Here is a 15,488-nt window from a genome sequence, read left to right as displayed (position 1 = left end):
CTAAATAAAGGGATCGTTTTCGTCATCTTCTAAATCGGGAAGTTCTTCATATTCAATAACCGGCTCTTCCTCGCCGTCATCGTAATATTCTAAATCCTCCTCTTGTGTTTCCTCGCTCTGGGCATTGCTTGAAAAGGAACCCAGCTTGTGGGGAATGTCTGCATTTTTCTCCTGCAGGCTCTTTTCAAACGTTTCCAGTTCGTCGGCCTTAATGGTAGACATAAACGTAATTCTGCACTTTTTGCCGTCTTCCACCAAATCCAGCGCAGTGTCAAAATCACCGAGCTTCATATACACATAGGCCGCGTCGTAATAGGCCTCCACAAAATAAGGCTTTTTTTCAATCAGCTCATCTGCATATTTCTTCGCCTCGCTGAACCTGCCCATTTTAATGTAAAGCTGAACACAATTATCCAAAATAACAGGGTCTGACGAGTTATAGTCATACGCTTCCCTGTTGTAGCTTTCCGCTTTTCTTCTGTTGTTCTTTAGAAGATACAAATATCCCAAAGTTCCATAGGTAGTGGTGTTAACATAATTCACCGTAACTTCTTCCAACTCTTCAATTGCCTCGTCAATCCTGCCGGTTTTCAAAAGCAGCACCGCTAAGTCTGCCCGCAGCTTCAGCCGGAGTTCGGGTTTCAGCCTCTGAATTAAAAGATGGTTATAAATCTCCTCCGCCCGCTCAGTTTTTCCCTCCCGGAGCAGATAATAAGCATAGGCCTCCTGCTGGCCAATGGTCATGCCGCGCCGAAAGCCGCGCTCAAACCATTCGAGCGCCTTTTCAGGGTCTTTTGAATAAACCGCTTTCGCTCTGGTGGTGCAAAACTCAGAATACCATCTAAAATACCCGTATGCAATCACCGCCAATACCGCTCCGATTCCAATAAAAACATTGAACCGGAACGCCTGTACGATTAGATAAATTACAGCAATAAACAAAATTGCATTCCACATACCCGTTTGCCTGTTCCTTTCTAATTTAACACGCGGTAAAGTTCTGCCGCGCCGTCTTTTGTCGTATGCTCCGCCACCTTTAAAACTTCAAACTTCGAAATTTTTTCGCCGAACCGAAGCTCTAAAATGTCGCCCGTCTTCACGTCGTAAGACGCTTTTACGGAATTTCCGTTGACATATACACGGCCGCTGTCACACGCTTCATTTGCCAGTGTCCGCCGTTTTATAATTCTTGATACTTTTAAAAATTTGTCAATTCTCATATCGTTTCTCCACAATTATTTCGCAATAAATCCTACTTTTTTATAAACCTTGCGCAGCGTTTTGCTGGCAATATAGCTTGCGGCCTCGGCACCCTTTTTATACACCGACTCCACATACTCCTTATCGCCCTGAAGCCGGCAAAATTCTGCCTGAACAGGGGCTAACGTGTCTGCAACCGCTTCACCCACAGCCAGCTTAAACTCGCCGTAACCCTTGCCTTCAAAGTCCTTTTCAGCCTCTTCCACCGTCTTGTTTGTCACGGCGGAATAAATCGACAGCAGGTTTGTCACGCCCGGCTTGTCGGCAGCACTTTTAATTTCGCTGCCCGAATCGGTCACCGCACGCTTAAATTTTCTGATAATGGTGTCTTTGTCGTCTAAAAGCCGGATACAGCCATTGGGATTGGGGTCAGATTTCGACATTTTGTTTTCCGGCGACTGCAAACTCATAATCCGCTGCCCAACCTTTGGAATATATGCCTCGGGAATGGTAAAGGTGTCGCTGTAGTAATGGTTAAACCGGTTTGCAATATCCCTGGCGATTTCAACATGCTGCAGCTGGTCGTGGCCCACCGGCACCAAATCCGCCTGATAGACCAAAATATCCGCCGCCATTAAAACGGGGTAGGTAAACAGTCCCGCATTGATGTTATCAGCATGCTTTTTCGATTTTTCTTTAAACTGGGTCATGCGGGAAAGCTCGCCCATCTGCGCGTTACAGCCCAGAACCCATGCAAGTTCTGCGTGCGCGCTTACGTGGGACTGGATAAAAATCACCGATTTTTCCGGATCAATCCCCGCCGCCATATACTGCATTAAAACCTCCAGCGTTCGGCGCCGCAAATCCGCCGGGGTTTGCCGCACGGTGATGGAATGTAAATCCACAATACAGTAGATGCATTCATAGTCGTCCTGCAGCTTTGCCCAGTTTTTAATCGCCCCTATGTAGTTTCCCAGTGTCAAATCGCCTGACGGCTGAACGCCTGAAAAAATTCTTTTTTTTGCGTTTTCCATGTTTCATTCCATACCTTTCCGCCCGAAATTTTAAAATAACAACTGGCCGGGCCCGCCCAGATGCATTATAATAAGCTATTCAATCAGTTCCCGTACCCGCAGACGCGCGCCTGCGTCTTCTGCAATTTTTCTGCAGGCCTCAATGTCTTCCGGGGGCAAAACGTCAACCACGCTCATAACCACCTCGGGAACAACTTTTTTACATGCTTTTGCAAAATCAATTAACCCCTGAAAGCTTTCTCTTCCATAAATGCTCTTACACAGTTCGTCATATTCCTCTGCGTTTTTTGCATTTAAACTGATAGACACAACATCAATCAGTCCGGAAAGCCGCGGCGCAACATTTTCGCCGTAGAACAGGTTTGCCTGCCCGTTGGTGTTAATGCGGATTTTTGAGTCAAAATTTTCTTTTATAAATTTTGCACAGGCAAGAACCGTATCTAAACGCATGGTAGGCTCTCCGTAACCGCAGAACACCACCTCATCATACTTTTGGGGATTAAACCGTTTTATGTCTTCTATCATTTCTTCCACCGTTGGCTCTTTTTCCAGCCAAAGGTTCACATCGCCGATGCCGCAGTCCTTATCGCGGACGCAGAACGAACACCGGTTTGTGCAGCGGTTTGTCACGTTTATATAAAGTGTGTTTTCAAGCACATAGCATATCGTCAAATAAATCACCTGATACCATAAAATTTTTTGCCGTTCTCCAAAGTTACCTTTGCCAGTTTCTCTGCTGAAATTTCTTTCAGCTCGGCGATTTTAGCGCAGGTGAACTTCACATTGGCCGAATTGTTCCGCTCTCCCCTGTGAGGCTCAGGCGTTAAATATGGGCTGTCGGTTTCAATGAACAGGCGGTCCGCCGGCACCATTTTTGCAACCTCTTTCACCTTCGGCGCATTTTTAAATGTTACCTGTCCGGCAATGGAGATGTAAAAGCCCAAATCCAGCAAAATTTTTGCCATTTCACAGCTTCCGGAAAAGCAGTGCATCACGCCGTTATAATATCCCACTTTTTTCAGCAGTTCCAGCGTATCTTGATGTGCGTCCCGGTCGTGGACAATAAACGGCATGTTTAAAGCCTGCGCCATGCGCAGCTGTTTTTCAAACCAAAGCTTTTGCACATCTCTGCCTGGCTCGTCATAGTGGTAGTCCAAACCGATTTCGCCAACAGCAACCACTTTTTCATGCTTTGCCATGTCCGCAAGGGTTTCTAAATCTTCGTCCTGCATTTCGCCCACCTCGTTTGGGTGAACGCCCACCGCGGCATAAATAAAATCATACTGCTCGGCAAGGGCAATGCTGTTTTTTGAAGACGTAAGGTCTGCCCCCACGTTCACCGCCAGGGAAACGCCTTCCTTTTTTAAGTTTTCTATCACAAGTTCGCGGTCTGGATCGAACTTTTCGTCGTCCAAATGTGTATGCGTATCAAAATACATGGTTTACAATTCCTCCGGAGTGTATCCTTCATCCTCTGCCAAGTCTTCGCCTGCAGCGGCCGCCACAGCCAGTCTGTCGCACCGCTCGTTTTCCGGGTGTCCGGCATGGCCCTTCACCCAATGAAACTCCACATTATGTTCGTCTAACAAAACCAAAAGGCGTTCCCACAGATCCACATTCACGGCCGGGTCCTTCTTGTTCCGCATCCAGCCGTTTGCTTCCCACTTGTAAACCCAGCCCTTTGTAATTGCGTCAATCACATATTTGCTGTCGCTGAAAACGCTTACGTTACAGGTTTCGTTTAACGCTTCCAGGCCTTTAATCACCGCCAAAATTTCCATGCGGTTGTTGGTGGTGAGCAAAAACCCTTCCGACAGTTCTTTCGCGTGGCCTTTATATTTTAGAACAACGCCATAACCGCCGGGGCCGGGATTTCCACTGCACGCGCCGTCTGTAAACAGCTCAATTGTCTTAAGTCCCGCTTCAAACATTGGATTCTCCCAAATTTTCTGTAATAATGTTCACTAACTTCTGTAAAACTGCGTCAACGTCCCCTTCCGCAACAAAGGCTGCTGCGTTTTTGTGTCCGCCGCCGCCAAACATGCTGGCCGCGCGAGACACGTCTAAAACGTCTTTCCCGCGGAGGGAAACGCGTTTTGAGGTTTCGTCCTTATCCTTTACCAAAATTGCCACCTCAACGCCAACCACACTCAGCGCAATGTTGGGCAGCTCCTCAACGTCGTCATATTTTAAACCGTATGTACCAATAAAATCCTCCGGGCATTTGAGCATTGCCACTCTGCCGCCGGCAAAAAATTCAATTCGTTCCGCCGCCTTGCCCATGAAAATCAGTTTTTCATATTTTACCGTATCGTAAAGAATTTCTGTAATTTTCCTGTGGTTAATGCCGCGGGACAAAAGCGCCGCGGCGGTTTCAAAGGTCTCTGGAGTGACATTGGAGTATTTAAAATGCCCCGTATCTGTGGAAAGCCCTGTATACATAGCTTCACAGGCAGCAACCGGAATATCCTCCGTCAGGCGGCACGCAAGCTTATACACAATCTGTGCCGTGGCGGCACTTGCAACTTCCTTGTGACACCAGTTGCCAAAACTGTCGCCGGAATAGTGGTGGTCTACACTTAAAATACAGGGAACCGCCCGGCAGGTGTCAGCTAAGGTTCCCATACGTTCAAACGTAGCGCAGTCCAGCACCAGGGCGGTGTCCGCATCACTTTTTGTGTTTTTCCCGCCGATAACGTATTCGCTGCCGAGGTAGGAAAACCGCCCAGGCAATTCCTTTTCCAGATAAATGACCGCTTCTTTCCCAATAGATTCCAACACATACTTCATCGCGAAAGAAGATCCCAGCGCATCTCCGTCAGGGTTTAGATGTGTAAAGATTGCAACCTTTTTTGCTTTATTCAGTTTTTCAACTATCTTCCCCAGCATTCGTTTTTGCCTCCTTGTGAAGAAGTTCATTGATTCTGGCGCCATGTTCAATGGAGTTGTCGTCTTTGTAAATAATTTCAGGGGTGTACCGCAAATTCAAGCGGTGTCCAAGCTCCCTGCGGACAAAACCTGCTGAGTTTTTCAGTGCTTTCAGCGCTTCCTTCTTTTCTTCTGCGCTGCCGAAAATGCTCACATATACTGTGGCATAGCGAAGGTCGGGCGTAACGGAAACCGACACGACGCTTGTCATCATCGGAACGCGGGGGTCTTTTAAATCCCGAAGAACATCTGAAAGTTCACGGCGCACTTCCTCATTAATTCTGTTGATACGGTTTGCTGCCATACAAGTTACTCCTTTGTAAATAGAATAGGGTTTCTATCTATTATCTCTCAACTTCCACCATATTAAACCCTTCAACGACATCTCCTTCTTTAATATCGTTGAATTTTTCGATAGAAAGGCCGCACTCATAGCCCGAAGCCACTTCTTTCACATCGTCTTTAAACCGCTTTAAGGAGGCAAGCTCACCCTCGTGGACAACAATACCGTCGCGCACCAGACGCACCTGGGTATTTCTGGTAATGGTTCCGTCTGTCACATAGCAGCCGGCAATGGTACCCACGCCGGACACTTTAAACGTCTGGCGGATTTCCGCATGGCCTGTAACCTGCTCGCGGAAGGTGGGCTCAAGCATACCCTTCATGGCGGCTTCGATTTCTTCAATTGCCGTGTAAATAACGCGGTAAAGCCTGATGTCAACACCCTGGCTTTCGGCAGACGCCGCCGCGCCCATGTCGGGCCGCACATTAAAGCCAACAATAATGGCGTTTGACGCATAGGCAAGCATCACGTCGGATTCGCGGATAGCACCGACGCCGCTGTGAATTACGTTTACACGCACTTCCTCGTTGGAAAGCTTTTCTAACGACTGTTTCACCGCCTCAACCGAACCGTTTACGTCGGCTTTAATGACAATGTTTAAATCTTTTATCTGGCCTTCTTTTACTTTATCAAAGAAATCGTCCAGCGTTACCACATTGTGGCTGCCGATACGTTCCTCTTTCGCTTTTTGTTTTCTCTTCTCAACAACATTTTTGGCCATGCGCTCGTCATCAACTACATAGAACTCATCGCCGCCCTCCGGCACCTCGTCAAGGCCTAAAATCTCAACCGGAACAGACGGGCCTGCTTTTTTAATTTTCTTCCCCTTGTCGTCAAGCATTGCACGAATATGGCCAAACGCTGTGCCCGCCACAACGGTGTCACCGATTTTCAGCGTTCCGTTTTGTACCAATACAGATGCAACCGGGCCGCGGCCTTTGTCAAGCTTCGCTTCAATCACCGTTCCCTTGGCCTTTCTGTTGGGGTTCGCCTTTAAGTCACGCATGTCGGCAACTAAGAGCACCATTTCCAAAAGGTCTTCAATGTTCATTCTCTTTTTCGCAGAAATCTCCACGCAAATGGTGTCGCCGCCCCAATCTTCGGGAATAAGGCCGTGTTCCGTCAGCTCCTGTTTTATCCGGTCAGGGTTTGCGCCTTCTTTATCAATTTTGTTAATTGCAACCACAATGCCCACATTGGCGGCCTTTGCGTGATTTATGGCCTCAACGGTTTGGGGCATGATGCCGTCGTCCGCTGCAACAACCAAAATTGCAATGTCCGTCACCTGGGCACCTCTGGCGCGCATGGCAGTAAACGCCTCGTGTCCGGGCGTATCCAAAAACGTAATTTTTCTTTCGTTTACCCGCACGCGGTAAGCACCAATGTGCTGCGTGATTCCGCCGGCCTCTGTTTCAATCACATTTGTGCTTCTGATGGCGTCTAAAAGTGAGGTTTTACCGTGGTCAACGTGGCCCATAACAACCACTACGGGAGAACGGTCTTCCAACTGTTCGGGGGCGTCTTCAAAGTCGTTAAACAAAATGTCTTCGTCGGTTAAAATAATTTCTCTTTCCACAATCGCGCCAAAATCTTCAGCAATTAAAGAGGCGGTGTCAAAGTCAACCGACTGGCTGATAGAGGCCATAACGCCCAGCATCATCAGTTTTTTAATCACCTCAGTTGCAGGAACCTCCAAACGCTCCGAAAGTTCTCCAACGGCAATTTCGTCAGGAATCTTAACTGTAATGGGACCCTTGTTCACCTTTTCTTCTTTTTGTGCTTTTGCCTTGTTTTTCATCTGATTATTGTCGCGGAATTTGCTGCCCTTTTTCAGCTTTTGCTTTTTCACGCTGTCGTCAGACACATTTGTCGGAACCAATTCTTCGATGACTTCGTCGTCAATTTTATTCAGTTCAACGACGGTTTGACGCGTGTCAACATGGCGAACCTTTCTTCCGATTGGCTCGTCAGCCGCTGGAGTACTTTCCTGGGCCGGATTGGGGTTGGATTCCGCCGCCTGTTTGTCCTTTTTGCCTTTTTTCGCCGGTTTTGGTGCTTCCGGTTGTTTTCCAAACACGGGAACGGGAACCTTTTTGTCGTAGGCCTGTGTCAGCCGTTCAAACAAAACATCAAGCTCCTCCTGCTCCAACGCGCTCATATGGTTTCTGGTCGGAAAACCAAATCCTGCCATAAGGCCGATAATCTCTTTCGAGTTTGAATCCAGCTCCTTTGCCAGTTCATGTACTCTCACTTTCGTCATAAACGCCACCTCCGAAATTTCTATCCTTCAAGCCGGCAATCCGCCGGCATCTTACACAAATATCCAAAAATTTATTTAAATTTGTTCCAATATTTTTAAAAGTCCATTTGAAAAGCCCTCGTCCGTCAGGCAGATTACACTTTTGTTCTGGGCCCCGGTAAAGTGCCCCAGCTCTGCTTTGCTACCAAACACCACGGCCTTGCAGCCAAACACATCACATGCCCTACTGATCCGCGCCTTAGCTTTTTCCGACGTATCGGCAGCAATCACCGTCAGGTGCGCCTTTCCCTCTTTTAAGGCTTTCATTGTCAAATATTCGCCCGCTTTCACCTTTCCGGCCTTTTGGGCAAGGCTGATAAAATTTAATCCTTTATTCATTTACGCCTTCCCCTCCCGAGCGTCTGCCAGCGCCGCATAAACGCCTTCCGGCACTTTCTGCCGAAACGCCCTGTCCAGCGGCCGTTTTTTTAACAAAGCCGGATCTTTTAAACACGCGGGGCAGATATAAGCGCCCCTGCCCTCTTTTTTATGCGTGCTGTCCACAAAAAAGCCCTCTTTTGTTTTCACAATCCTGCAATAGTTTTGTTTTTCGTCTTTCCTGCGGCAGCAAATACATTCTCTTATGGGTATGTGCTTCCCCATATGCTATTCCTCCGGCTTAATGTCAATTTTCCAGCCTGTCAGCTTTGCGGCCAATCTGGCGTTTTGCCCTTCCTTGCCAATGGCCAGGGATAACTGTCCGCTGGGAACCAGCACTTTAGCGCTGTGCTCTTCTTCGTTCACTTCACAGCTCACCACGTCAGACGGGCTTAAAGCCGCCGAGATAAACTGCGCCGGGTCTTCGCTGAATTTAATAATGTCAATTTTCTCGCCGCCCAGCTCGTCACAGATTACCTGCACCCGGGAGCCGCGCGGGCCAACGCACGCGCCGACAGCGTCTACATTTTCGTCCTGGGAATAAACTGAGATTTTAGACCGCGAACCGGCTTCCCGTGAAATGGACTTTATTTCAACAACGCCGCCACCGCATTCGGGCACTTCCTGTTCAAACAACTTTTTCACAAGCCCCGGATGGGTTCTGGACAAAATAATCTGCGGGTTGTTTCCAGCCAGCTTCACTTCAGCAACATAAAACTTCATTCTTGTGCCGGGTGTGTAATGCTCGCCGGCAATCTGCTCATTGCCTGGCAAAATCGCCTCTGTGTCGCCGCCAATTTGCACCGAAATATATTTTCCTTCATTTTTCGTAATCAGGCCTGTCACCATAGAGTTTTCCCTGTCACGGTAAATTGTAAACACCTTGTCGCGCTCTGCTTCTTTAATTCTCTGCACAACCACCTGTTTTGCCGTCTGCGCCGCAATCCGGCCAAAGGATTTTGGCGTAACCTCAAAATTAACAATGTCGCCAATGCTGTATCCTCCGTGCAATGCTGCCGCTTCCTCCACAGAAACCTCTAAATTGGGGTCTTCCACTGTTTCCGACACGGTTTTCTGCTGATACACCTTAATTTCGCCGGTTTCTTTGTCTATGTTTACAACAACGTTCTGCGCGTGTCCATAATTCTTTTTATACGCGGTAATCAGCGCAAACTCGATGGTTTCCAGCAAAGAGTCCTTGCTGATATTCTTATCCTCCGCAATCTCTGCGAGCGCGGTCATAAATTCCTGATTCATTTTTTCTAATTCCTCCAAACAGTTTAAAACTCAATGCTAAGCCTGATTGATGATATTTTATCCAAAGGAAGCGTTTTTGCTTCGCCGTCTATTTGAAATGTGACTGTTTTCCCGTCAAAACCATTCAGCGCTGCGGTAAATTCCTTCGTCCCGTCCACAGGCGCAAACAGTTTCACGTCGACATTTTTACCCATGCATTTTTCAAAGTGCGTTTTATATTTAATTGCACGGTCAAGCCCCGCGGAAGACACCTCTAAAAGATAGGCCTGGGGAATGGGGTCTTTTTCGTCCAGCACCGCCTCCAATGCGCGGCTTACAGTTTCACAGTCGTCTAAGCAAATGCCGCCAGCCTTGTCGAGATAAACCCGCAGCACGTGATTCGGCCCCTCTTTTTGAAACTCAATGTCCCAAATTTCTACGTCTGCTTCTGCCGCAATGGGCTCCAAATATTTTAACACCTGCGATTCAATTTTATTAAAAGCCAATTTTAACTTTCACCTCTTTTGCGTCCGTCAAACCGGACTGAAACAAAATATACGGATACAATACGAAAGAGTGGGAACATACGCCCACTCTTTCTAACCACAATATCCACATATACATTATAACAAATGCAGTCTTAAAATGCAAGTACTTTTCTTAACATTTTTTCCTAAAACTTAAATAATATGTAACTTGACGTTCCTTCGTACAGCTTACGATACAAATGTACGAAAACATTGCGGTTTTTGCCCGATTATTGTTTGTGCTTTGCGAAACATTCGCTGCAGTAAACCGGACGGTCTTCTTTTGGCTCAAAAGGCACCTGTGCCTCCGCGCCGCAATCAGCACAAATAGCAGTATGCATTTCTCTGTTCTGTCTGATGCTGTTCTTTCTTGCAACTCTGCAATCTTTGCAGCGGCTGGGTTCGTTTTCAAAACCCTTTTCAGCGTAAAATTCCTGTTCGCCTGCTGTGAATACGAATTCAGCACCGCAATCCTTGCATACTAATGTTTTGTCTTCGTACATGGAAAATCCCTCACTTTGAAAAATAAAATTATTTATTGCAGCAAAATTGCTTACAATCGTTTTTTTAACCCTTATTCTCCGGCAATATATTTTTCTATTTTTTTCTTAATGCGCGTCAGCGCGTTGTCTACAGCTTTTGGCTCTTTGTTTAAATACGCTGCAATCTCTTTATACGATACGCCGCTCAAATAAAAGCCCAGGACTTTATTTTCAAAGTCGCTTAACAGCTTGCTGATTTCAAACTCCATGCCTCGGGCATTTTCTTTCTCAATCATAATGCTTTCCGGATTGATATTCTGTGAATCGATAAATCTGTCATAAACATTGTCTTCCACGGTGCCGTTGTCTGTCCCGTGGATAGATATGTAATGATTCAGCGGATTGTTTTTTTTGCGCGTGGAGGTCTTAACTGCCGTAATCATTTGCCGGACAATACAAACCTCGGCAAATGTTTTAAAGTTTGCACGTTTTCCGCCGTCAAACGATTTAACCGCCTTATAAAGGCCAATCAGCCCCTCCTGAATCAGGTCTTCCCGTTCTGCGCCCGCCAAAAAATATGGGCCGGAACGTTTTTTCACAAATTCTGTGTATTTACTGACAATATGCTCCATTGCGCTGGTGTCTCCCGCCTGTGCAAGCGACACAACCTGTTCATCTGAAAATTCTTTAAATTCTACATTCTTTGCCAAAGTTTTTCTCAATCCCATCATTTCAGACAGTAAACACACTTTACATATACATAATGTAATTATATTCCAATATACAATTTTAGTCAAGATATTTTTTTAAATTCCAAAAAACTTTAGTTAAAATCACCATTACAGGGCTTGTAATTTGTCTAATATGCACAGAAAATAGTCCGGCAACGCGCTGGTAAATTCAACATATTTACCTGTCGCAGGATGAATGAATCCCAATTTTTGTGCATGAAGCAGCTGGCCGCAAAGCCCTGCGGATTTGGCGATCCGGTCTTCTTTTAAACCATAAACAGGGTCGCCGACAATATGCTTGCCGATGCTTTTTAAGTGCACGCGGATTTGGTGTGTGCGCCCCGTTTCCAACCGGCACCCCAACAGCGTATAGCCTTGGTAGCGCTGTTTTACAGAAAAGTGCGTCACGGCGTCCCGGCCGTCCTTTAAAACGGATGCGCCGGCAATCATGCGCTTTCTGTCTTTCGGGTCCCGGCCAATGGGCTTGTCCACCGTAAGCTCGTCCCAGTTTGTGCCGCCGTGAATCAGGCAGATATACTCCCGCGTCACGGTGTGGGCCTTAATCTGCTCCGCCAAAGAAAGGTGCGCTGCATTTGTTTTGGCCACCACCAAAATGCCGCTGGTGTCCTTGTCTATTCTGTGCACAATGCCGGGCCGAATCACGCCGTTCATGGCAGACAGATTCCCTTTCGTGTGGAACATCAGCGCGTTTACCAGCGTACCGTCAAAATTTCCTGCCGCCGGATGCACTACCATGCCCTGAGGCTTGTTCACCACAATGATGTCTTCGTCCTCATAAACAATATCCAGCGGAATATTTTGCGGTTCGGCATTTACAACACGAGGCTCGGGCATTTCTACCCGGACCTCGTCTGATTCCTTTATTTTATAGTTTTTCGCGGCAATTTTTTCGTTTACCGCAACACAGCCGTTCTCCAACAGCTTTTGCGCCGCCGAACGTGTAAAGCCTGCGCGTTCTGACAAAAACACGTCGAGCCGCTTTCCGCAGTCCACCACCTCAGCCTTTATTCTGTCCATCGGCCTGCTCCTTTTTGTCACTGAAAAATATCACATATACGGCAAAAATAACCGCGCCGATTGTCACAAAACAGTCTGCAATGTTAAAAATCGGAAAGTGAATCAGCCGGAAATCAAAAAAGTCAATCACATAGCCCAGCCTCACCCGGTCAATCAGGTTTCCAACCGCGCCGCCAACCATAAAGGTCAGCGCTGTCATCAAAAGTGCGTTTTTCGGACGCTTCACCGCCACATATACAACTGCAGCGGCAATTACCAAAAAGGTCAGCACCGACAAAATCCAGGTATAGTCAGCAAAAATACCAAAACCAGCTCCCGGGTTTTCACAATAGGTCAAGTGAAACACGTTATTAATGAGCGGAACAGTGCCGGTTTGCATTAACTTTTCCGCCGCAACGGCTTTTATCATCTGGTCAAAGGCCGTGATGAGTATTACTCCTGCAAAAAAGGGTATGAGCAACGGATTAGTCCTCCTTCAAAACGCTCGCGCACCGTGCGCAAAGAGTTGGATGGTCGTGGAACTGTCCAACGGTTTTGCTGAACATCCAGCACCGTTCGCATTTTTCGCCTTCCGCCTGGGTGACACGCACCTGAATTCCTGTTTCTCCTGTGTGCGTACCGCCGTTTGCTTCGCTGACCGGTTTCACCGATACATCGGACACGATGAAGTAAGTTACCAAGTCGTCTTTCATACCGGACAAAAGGTCGTAAAGTGCGCCGTCTGCAAAAATTTCCACGTCTGCGCCCAGCGAATGGCCGATTACTTTTGCCGCTCTTGCATTTTCTAAAGCTTTGGAAACGTCTGCTTTTACTGCAAGAATTTGATCCCACTTTGCTTCAAACGCCTCGTCATAAAGCTCCGGCGTTGGTTTTGGCATGTCGTTTAACAAGACAAATTGCTGATTCTCTTTGTCGGTATGCGGCATAAACGACCAAATTTCCTCAGCAGTGTAAGCCAGCACAGGCGCTAACAGTTTAACAAGTGCATCTAAAATCTTATACATTGTCGTCTGTGCCGCACGGCGTGCGGGGCTGTTTGCTTTCTGCGTGTAAAGTCTGTCTTTAATGACGTCTAAATAGAAATTGCTCATGTCCACAATGCAGAAATTATGAATTGCGTGCTGCACAATGTGGAACTCATAGGCTCTGTAAGCTGCCAGCACTTTTTCCGTCAGTTTGGAAAGGCGAATCAGCGCCCATTTGTCAATTTCCTGTAAATCGGAAAATTCCATCATATCTGTGTTGGGGTTAAAATCGTGGATATTTCCCAGAATATATCTTGCCGTATTTCTGATTTTACGGTAGGACTCAGACAGCTGTTTTAAAATGCCGTCGGAAATGCGCATGTCGGTTTTATAGTCCGCCGAAACAACCCACAGCCTTAATAAATCAGCGCCGTATTTTTCGATAATGTCCTGGGGGCTGATGCCGTTGCCTTTTGATTTTGACATTTTGTCGCCGCTGTCGTCCACAATCATGCCGTGGGTAATAACCGTTTTATAAGGCGCAACGCCTCTTGCGGCAATGGATGTTAAAAGTGACGACTGGAACCAGCCGCGGTATTGGTCGTTGCCCTCTAAGTAGAGGTCTGCCGGGAACCGAAGGCCGGGCTTCACATCTAATACACCTGCATGGCTGGATCCGGAATCGAACCACACGTCCATAATGTCTTGCTCTTTGGTAAACTCCGTGCACCCGCAAGCTGGGCACTTTGTACCCTCAGGTAAAATATCTTTCGCGTCGGTTTCATACCAGGCGGTGGAACCCTTTTCGCGGAACAAATCCGCCACTGCCTGAATGGATTCTTCCGTAATCAGTTCTTTTCCACATTCCTTACAGTAGAAAATCGGAATTGGAACGCCCCACGTCCGCTGTCGTGAAATGCACCAGTCTGTTCTGTCCAGCACCATTCCCGTAATGCGGTCTTCGCCCCATTTGGGAATCCACTGCACCTTTTTAATTGCCTCAACTGCGTCATCTTTAATGTCGTCAACCGAAGCGAACCACTGCTCTGTTGCGCGGAACACGATGGGCTGGTGACATCTCCAGCAATGGGGATATTGGTGAATGATTTCTTCTATTGCATAAAGCGCGTTTATCTCTTTTAACTTCTCAATGATTTTTGCATTGGATTTTTCGTAGTATAAGCCCTTAAACTCGCCTGCAAGCTCGTTTAAATAGCCCTTTCCGTCCACCGGGACGATGATGGGAATATCCTTATAGTTTCTGCAGGCAACATAGTCCTCCGCGCCGTGGCCGGGAGCTGTATGAACGCAGCCGGTGCCGGCGTCCAATGTCACATGGTCGCCGTTAATCACTAACGATTCCCTGTCTAAAAACGGGTGCGCACAGCGGATAAGCTCTAATTCCTTGCCGGTGTAGACTGCAACCTCCTCATACTCGGTTATGGAACCTGCCTGCATAACAGTATCAACAAGCTCCTTGGCAATTACATAATATTCGCCGTTTGCTTTTACTAAGCTATATGCAAAGTCTGGGTTTAAGGCAATTGCCACGTTGCCCGGCAAGGTCCAGGTTGTGGTGGTCCAAATCACAAAATAAATGTCGTTTTTATCAATTCCGGTGTTTTGGAACACACCATTGTCATCGGTTACACGGAATTTTACATAAATGGAGTTTGTTTTGTCCTCCTGATATTCGATTTCCGCTTCCGCCAGAGCTGTTTCACAGTCTGTGCACCAATAAATTGGCTTTAAGCCTTTATAGATATAGCCGCGTTTGGCCATTTCTCCAAAAATTTCAATCTGTTTTGCTTCAAATTTGGGGTCTAAGGTGATATAAGAATTGTCCCAGTCGCCCAAAGCGCCCAAACGCTTAATTTGGGTTTTCTGGTTTTCAACCTGTTTTAAGGCAAAGTCACGGCAAATGTCACGGAATTTCACAACACCGGCCTCGTGCCGGTTCACGCCGAGCATTTTAATAACCTGCCGTTCAATGGGCAGGCCGTGGGTGTCCCAGCCGTGAATGTAAGGCGCTTTATAGCCGTCCATGTTTTTAAACCTGGTAATAACGTCTTTCAGCGTTTTATTCAGGGCGTGGCCCATATGCATGTCGCCGTTGGCATAAGGAGGGCCGTCGTGCAAAATGAAAAGCGGTTTCCCCTCGTTGCTGTCCATCAGCTTTTCATACATGTCCTCATCCTGCCACTTTTTTAATGTCTCCGGCTCCCGCTGCGGCAGATTGGCGCGCATGGGAAAATCCGTCTGCGGCAAGTTCAGCGTCTTGCCGTAATCCTCTGCCATAATATCTCTCCTAACTGTTTATGTTAAAT

Annotated in this window: 18 protein-coding genes; all 18 read right to left on the bottom strand. The window is 47.1% G+C overall.

The features are described 5' to 3' along the window. The 18 genes from WIG73_RS08005 to ileS all read right to left on the bottom strand — a co-directional run bounded on the left by WIG73_RS08005 (window position 1) and on the right by ileS (window position 15,459). Window positions 1-942 (bottom strand): tetratricopeptide repeat protein, encoded by a 942-nt coding sequence (locus WIG73_RS08005; protein ID WP_249313366.1) that lies wholly within the window; start codon window positions 940-942, stop codon window positions 1-3. A 35-nt stretch (window positions 943-977) separates the two neighbouring features. Then, window positions 978-1,220, bottom strand: a complete 243-nt coding sequence (locus WIG73_RS08000; RefSeq protein WP_337400043.1) for an RNA-binding S4 domain-containing protein — start codon at window positions 1,218-1,220, stop codon at window positions 978-980. Between the two features lie 15 nt (window positions 1,221-1,235). Next, window positions 1,236-2,234 (bottom strand): tryptophan--tRNA ligase, encoded by a 999-nt coding sequence (gene trpS, locus WIG73_RS07995; RefSeq protein ID WP_249313365.1) that lies wholly within the window; start codon window positions 2,232-2,234, stop codon window positions 1,236-1,238. 75 nt (window positions 2,235-2,309) lie between these two features. Then, entirely contained in the window at window positions 2,310-2,915 is a 606-nt protein-coding gene (locus WIG73_RS07990) for a TIGR04100 family radical SAM protein (protein ID WP_337400042.1), read from the bottom strand. Next, entirely contained in the window at window positions 2,912-3,673 is a 762-nt protein-coding gene (locus WIG73_RS07985; protein WP_337400041.1) for a TatD family hydrolase, read from the bottom strand. The genes WIG73_RS07990 and WIG73_RS07985 overlap by 4 nt, the downstream gene beginning before the upstream one ends. A gap of 3 nt (window positions 3,674-3,676) precedes the next feature. Then, window positions 3,677-4,165, bottom strand: coding sequence for a ribonuclease HI (rnhA, locus tag WIG73_RS07980; protein WP_177678086.1), 489 nt, complete (start codon window positions 4,163-4,165; stop codon window positions 3,677-3,679). Then, window positions 4,158-5,123, bottom strand: a complete 966-nt coding sequence (locus tag WIG73_RS07975; RefSeq protein ID WP_337400040.1) for a bifunctional oligoribonuclease/PAP phosphatase NrnA — start codon at window positions 5,121-5,123, stop codon at window positions 4,158-4,160. Before WIG73_RS07975 ends, rnhA begins: the two co-directional genes overlap by 8 nt. Then, on the bottom strand, window positions 5,104-5,466 hold the full coding sequence (rbfA, locus tag WIG73_RS07970) for a 30S ribosome-binding factor RbfA (protein WP_249313360.1): 363 nt from the start codon (window positions 5,464-5,466) through the stop codon (window positions 5,104-5,106). Before rbfA ends, WIG73_RS07975 begins: the two co-directional genes overlap by 20 nt. A gap of 40 nt (window positions 5,467-5,506) precedes the next feature. Beyond that, the gene (gene infB, locus WIG73_RS07965; RefSeq protein WP_249313359.1) at window positions 5,507-7,765 is read right to left on the bottom strand and encodes a translation initiation factor IF-2; all 2,259 of its coding nucleotides are present in this window, start codon (window positions 7,763-7,765) and stop codon (window positions 5,507-5,509) included. A gap of 75 nt (window positions 7,766-7,840) precedes the next feature. Beyond that, the gene (locus tag WIG73_RS07960) at window positions 7,841-8,143 is read right to left on the bottom strand and encodes a L7Ae/L30e/S12e/Gadd45 family ribosomal protein (protein WP_249313358.1); all 303 of its coding nucleotides are present in this window, start codon (window positions 8,141-8,143) and stop codon (window positions 7,841-7,843) included. Continuing rightward, window positions 8,144-8,407 (bottom strand): YlxR family protein, encoded by a 264-nt coding sequence (locus tag WIG73_RS07955; protein WP_337400039.1) that lies wholly within the window; start codon window positions 8,405-8,407, stop codon window positions 8,144-8,146. A gap of 3 nt (window positions 8,408-8,410) precedes the next feature. Next, window positions 8,411-9,439, bottom strand: coding sequence for a transcription termination factor NusA (nusA, locus tag WIG73_RS07950; RefSeq protein ID WP_249313356.1), 1,029 nt, complete (start codon window positions 9,437-9,439; stop codon window positions 8,411-8,413). A 23-nt stretch (window positions 9,440-9,462) separates the two neighbouring features. Next, window positions 9,463-9,924 carry a ribosome maturation factor RimP gene (gene rimP / locus WIG73_RS07945; protein WP_249313354.1) on the bottom strand — a complete coding sequence of 154 codons (462 nt, stop codon included), beginning with the start codon at window positions 9,922-9,924 and terminating at the stop codon, window positions 9,463-9,465. A 251-nt stretch (window positions 9,925-10,175) separates the two neighbouring features. Continuing rightward, window positions 10,176-10,448: a zinc-ribbon domain containing protein gene (locus WIG73_RS07940; RefSeq protein ID WP_249313352.1), complete on the bottom strand. Its 273-nt coding sequence runs from the start codon at window positions 10,446-10,448 to the stop codon at window positions 10,176-10,178. Window positions 10,449-10,519: 71 nt separating this feature from the next. Next, a complete protein-coding gene (gene sigH, locus WIG73_RS07935) occupies window positions 10,520-11,137 on the bottom strand; it encodes an RNA polymerase sporulation sigma factor SigH (RefSeq protein ID WP_249313351.1) in 618 nt (205 codons plus the stop codon). A 129-nt stretch (window positions 11,138-11,266) separates the two neighbouring features. Next, window positions 11,267-12,196: an RluA family pseudouridine synthase gene (locus tag WIG73_RS07930; RefSeq protein ID WP_337400037.1), complete on the bottom strand. Its 930-nt coding sequence runs from the start codon at window positions 12,194-12,196 to the stop codon at window positions 11,267-11,269. Next, window positions 12,177-12,656 (bottom strand): signal peptidase II, encoded by a 480-nt coding sequence (lspA, locus tag WIG73_RS07925; protein ID WP_337400036.1) that lies wholly within the window; start codon window positions 12,654-12,656, stop codon window positions 12,177-12,179. Before lspA ends, WIG73_RS07930 begins: the two co-directional genes overlap by 20 nt. Before the next feature lie 4 nt (window positions 12,657-12,660). Beyond that, the gene (ileS, locus tag WIG73_RS07920) at window positions 12,661-15,459 is read right to left on the bottom strand and encodes an isoleucine--tRNA ligase (RefSeq protein ID WP_337400035.1); all 2,799 of its coding nucleotides are present in this window, start codon (window positions 15,457-15,459) and stop codon (window positions 12,661-12,663) included. Window positions 15,460-15,488: the final 29 nt, after the last annotated feature.

This window comes from Congzhengia sp., assembly GCF_037235575.1.
In the GTDB taxonomy this organism is placed as follows: Bacteria; Bacillota; Clostridia; order UBA1381; family UBA9506; genus Congzhengia; species Congzhengia minquanensis.
The sequence above is the reverse complement of the archived record's forward strand: the minus strand, read 5'-3'. Positions and strand labels throughout refer to the sequence as shown.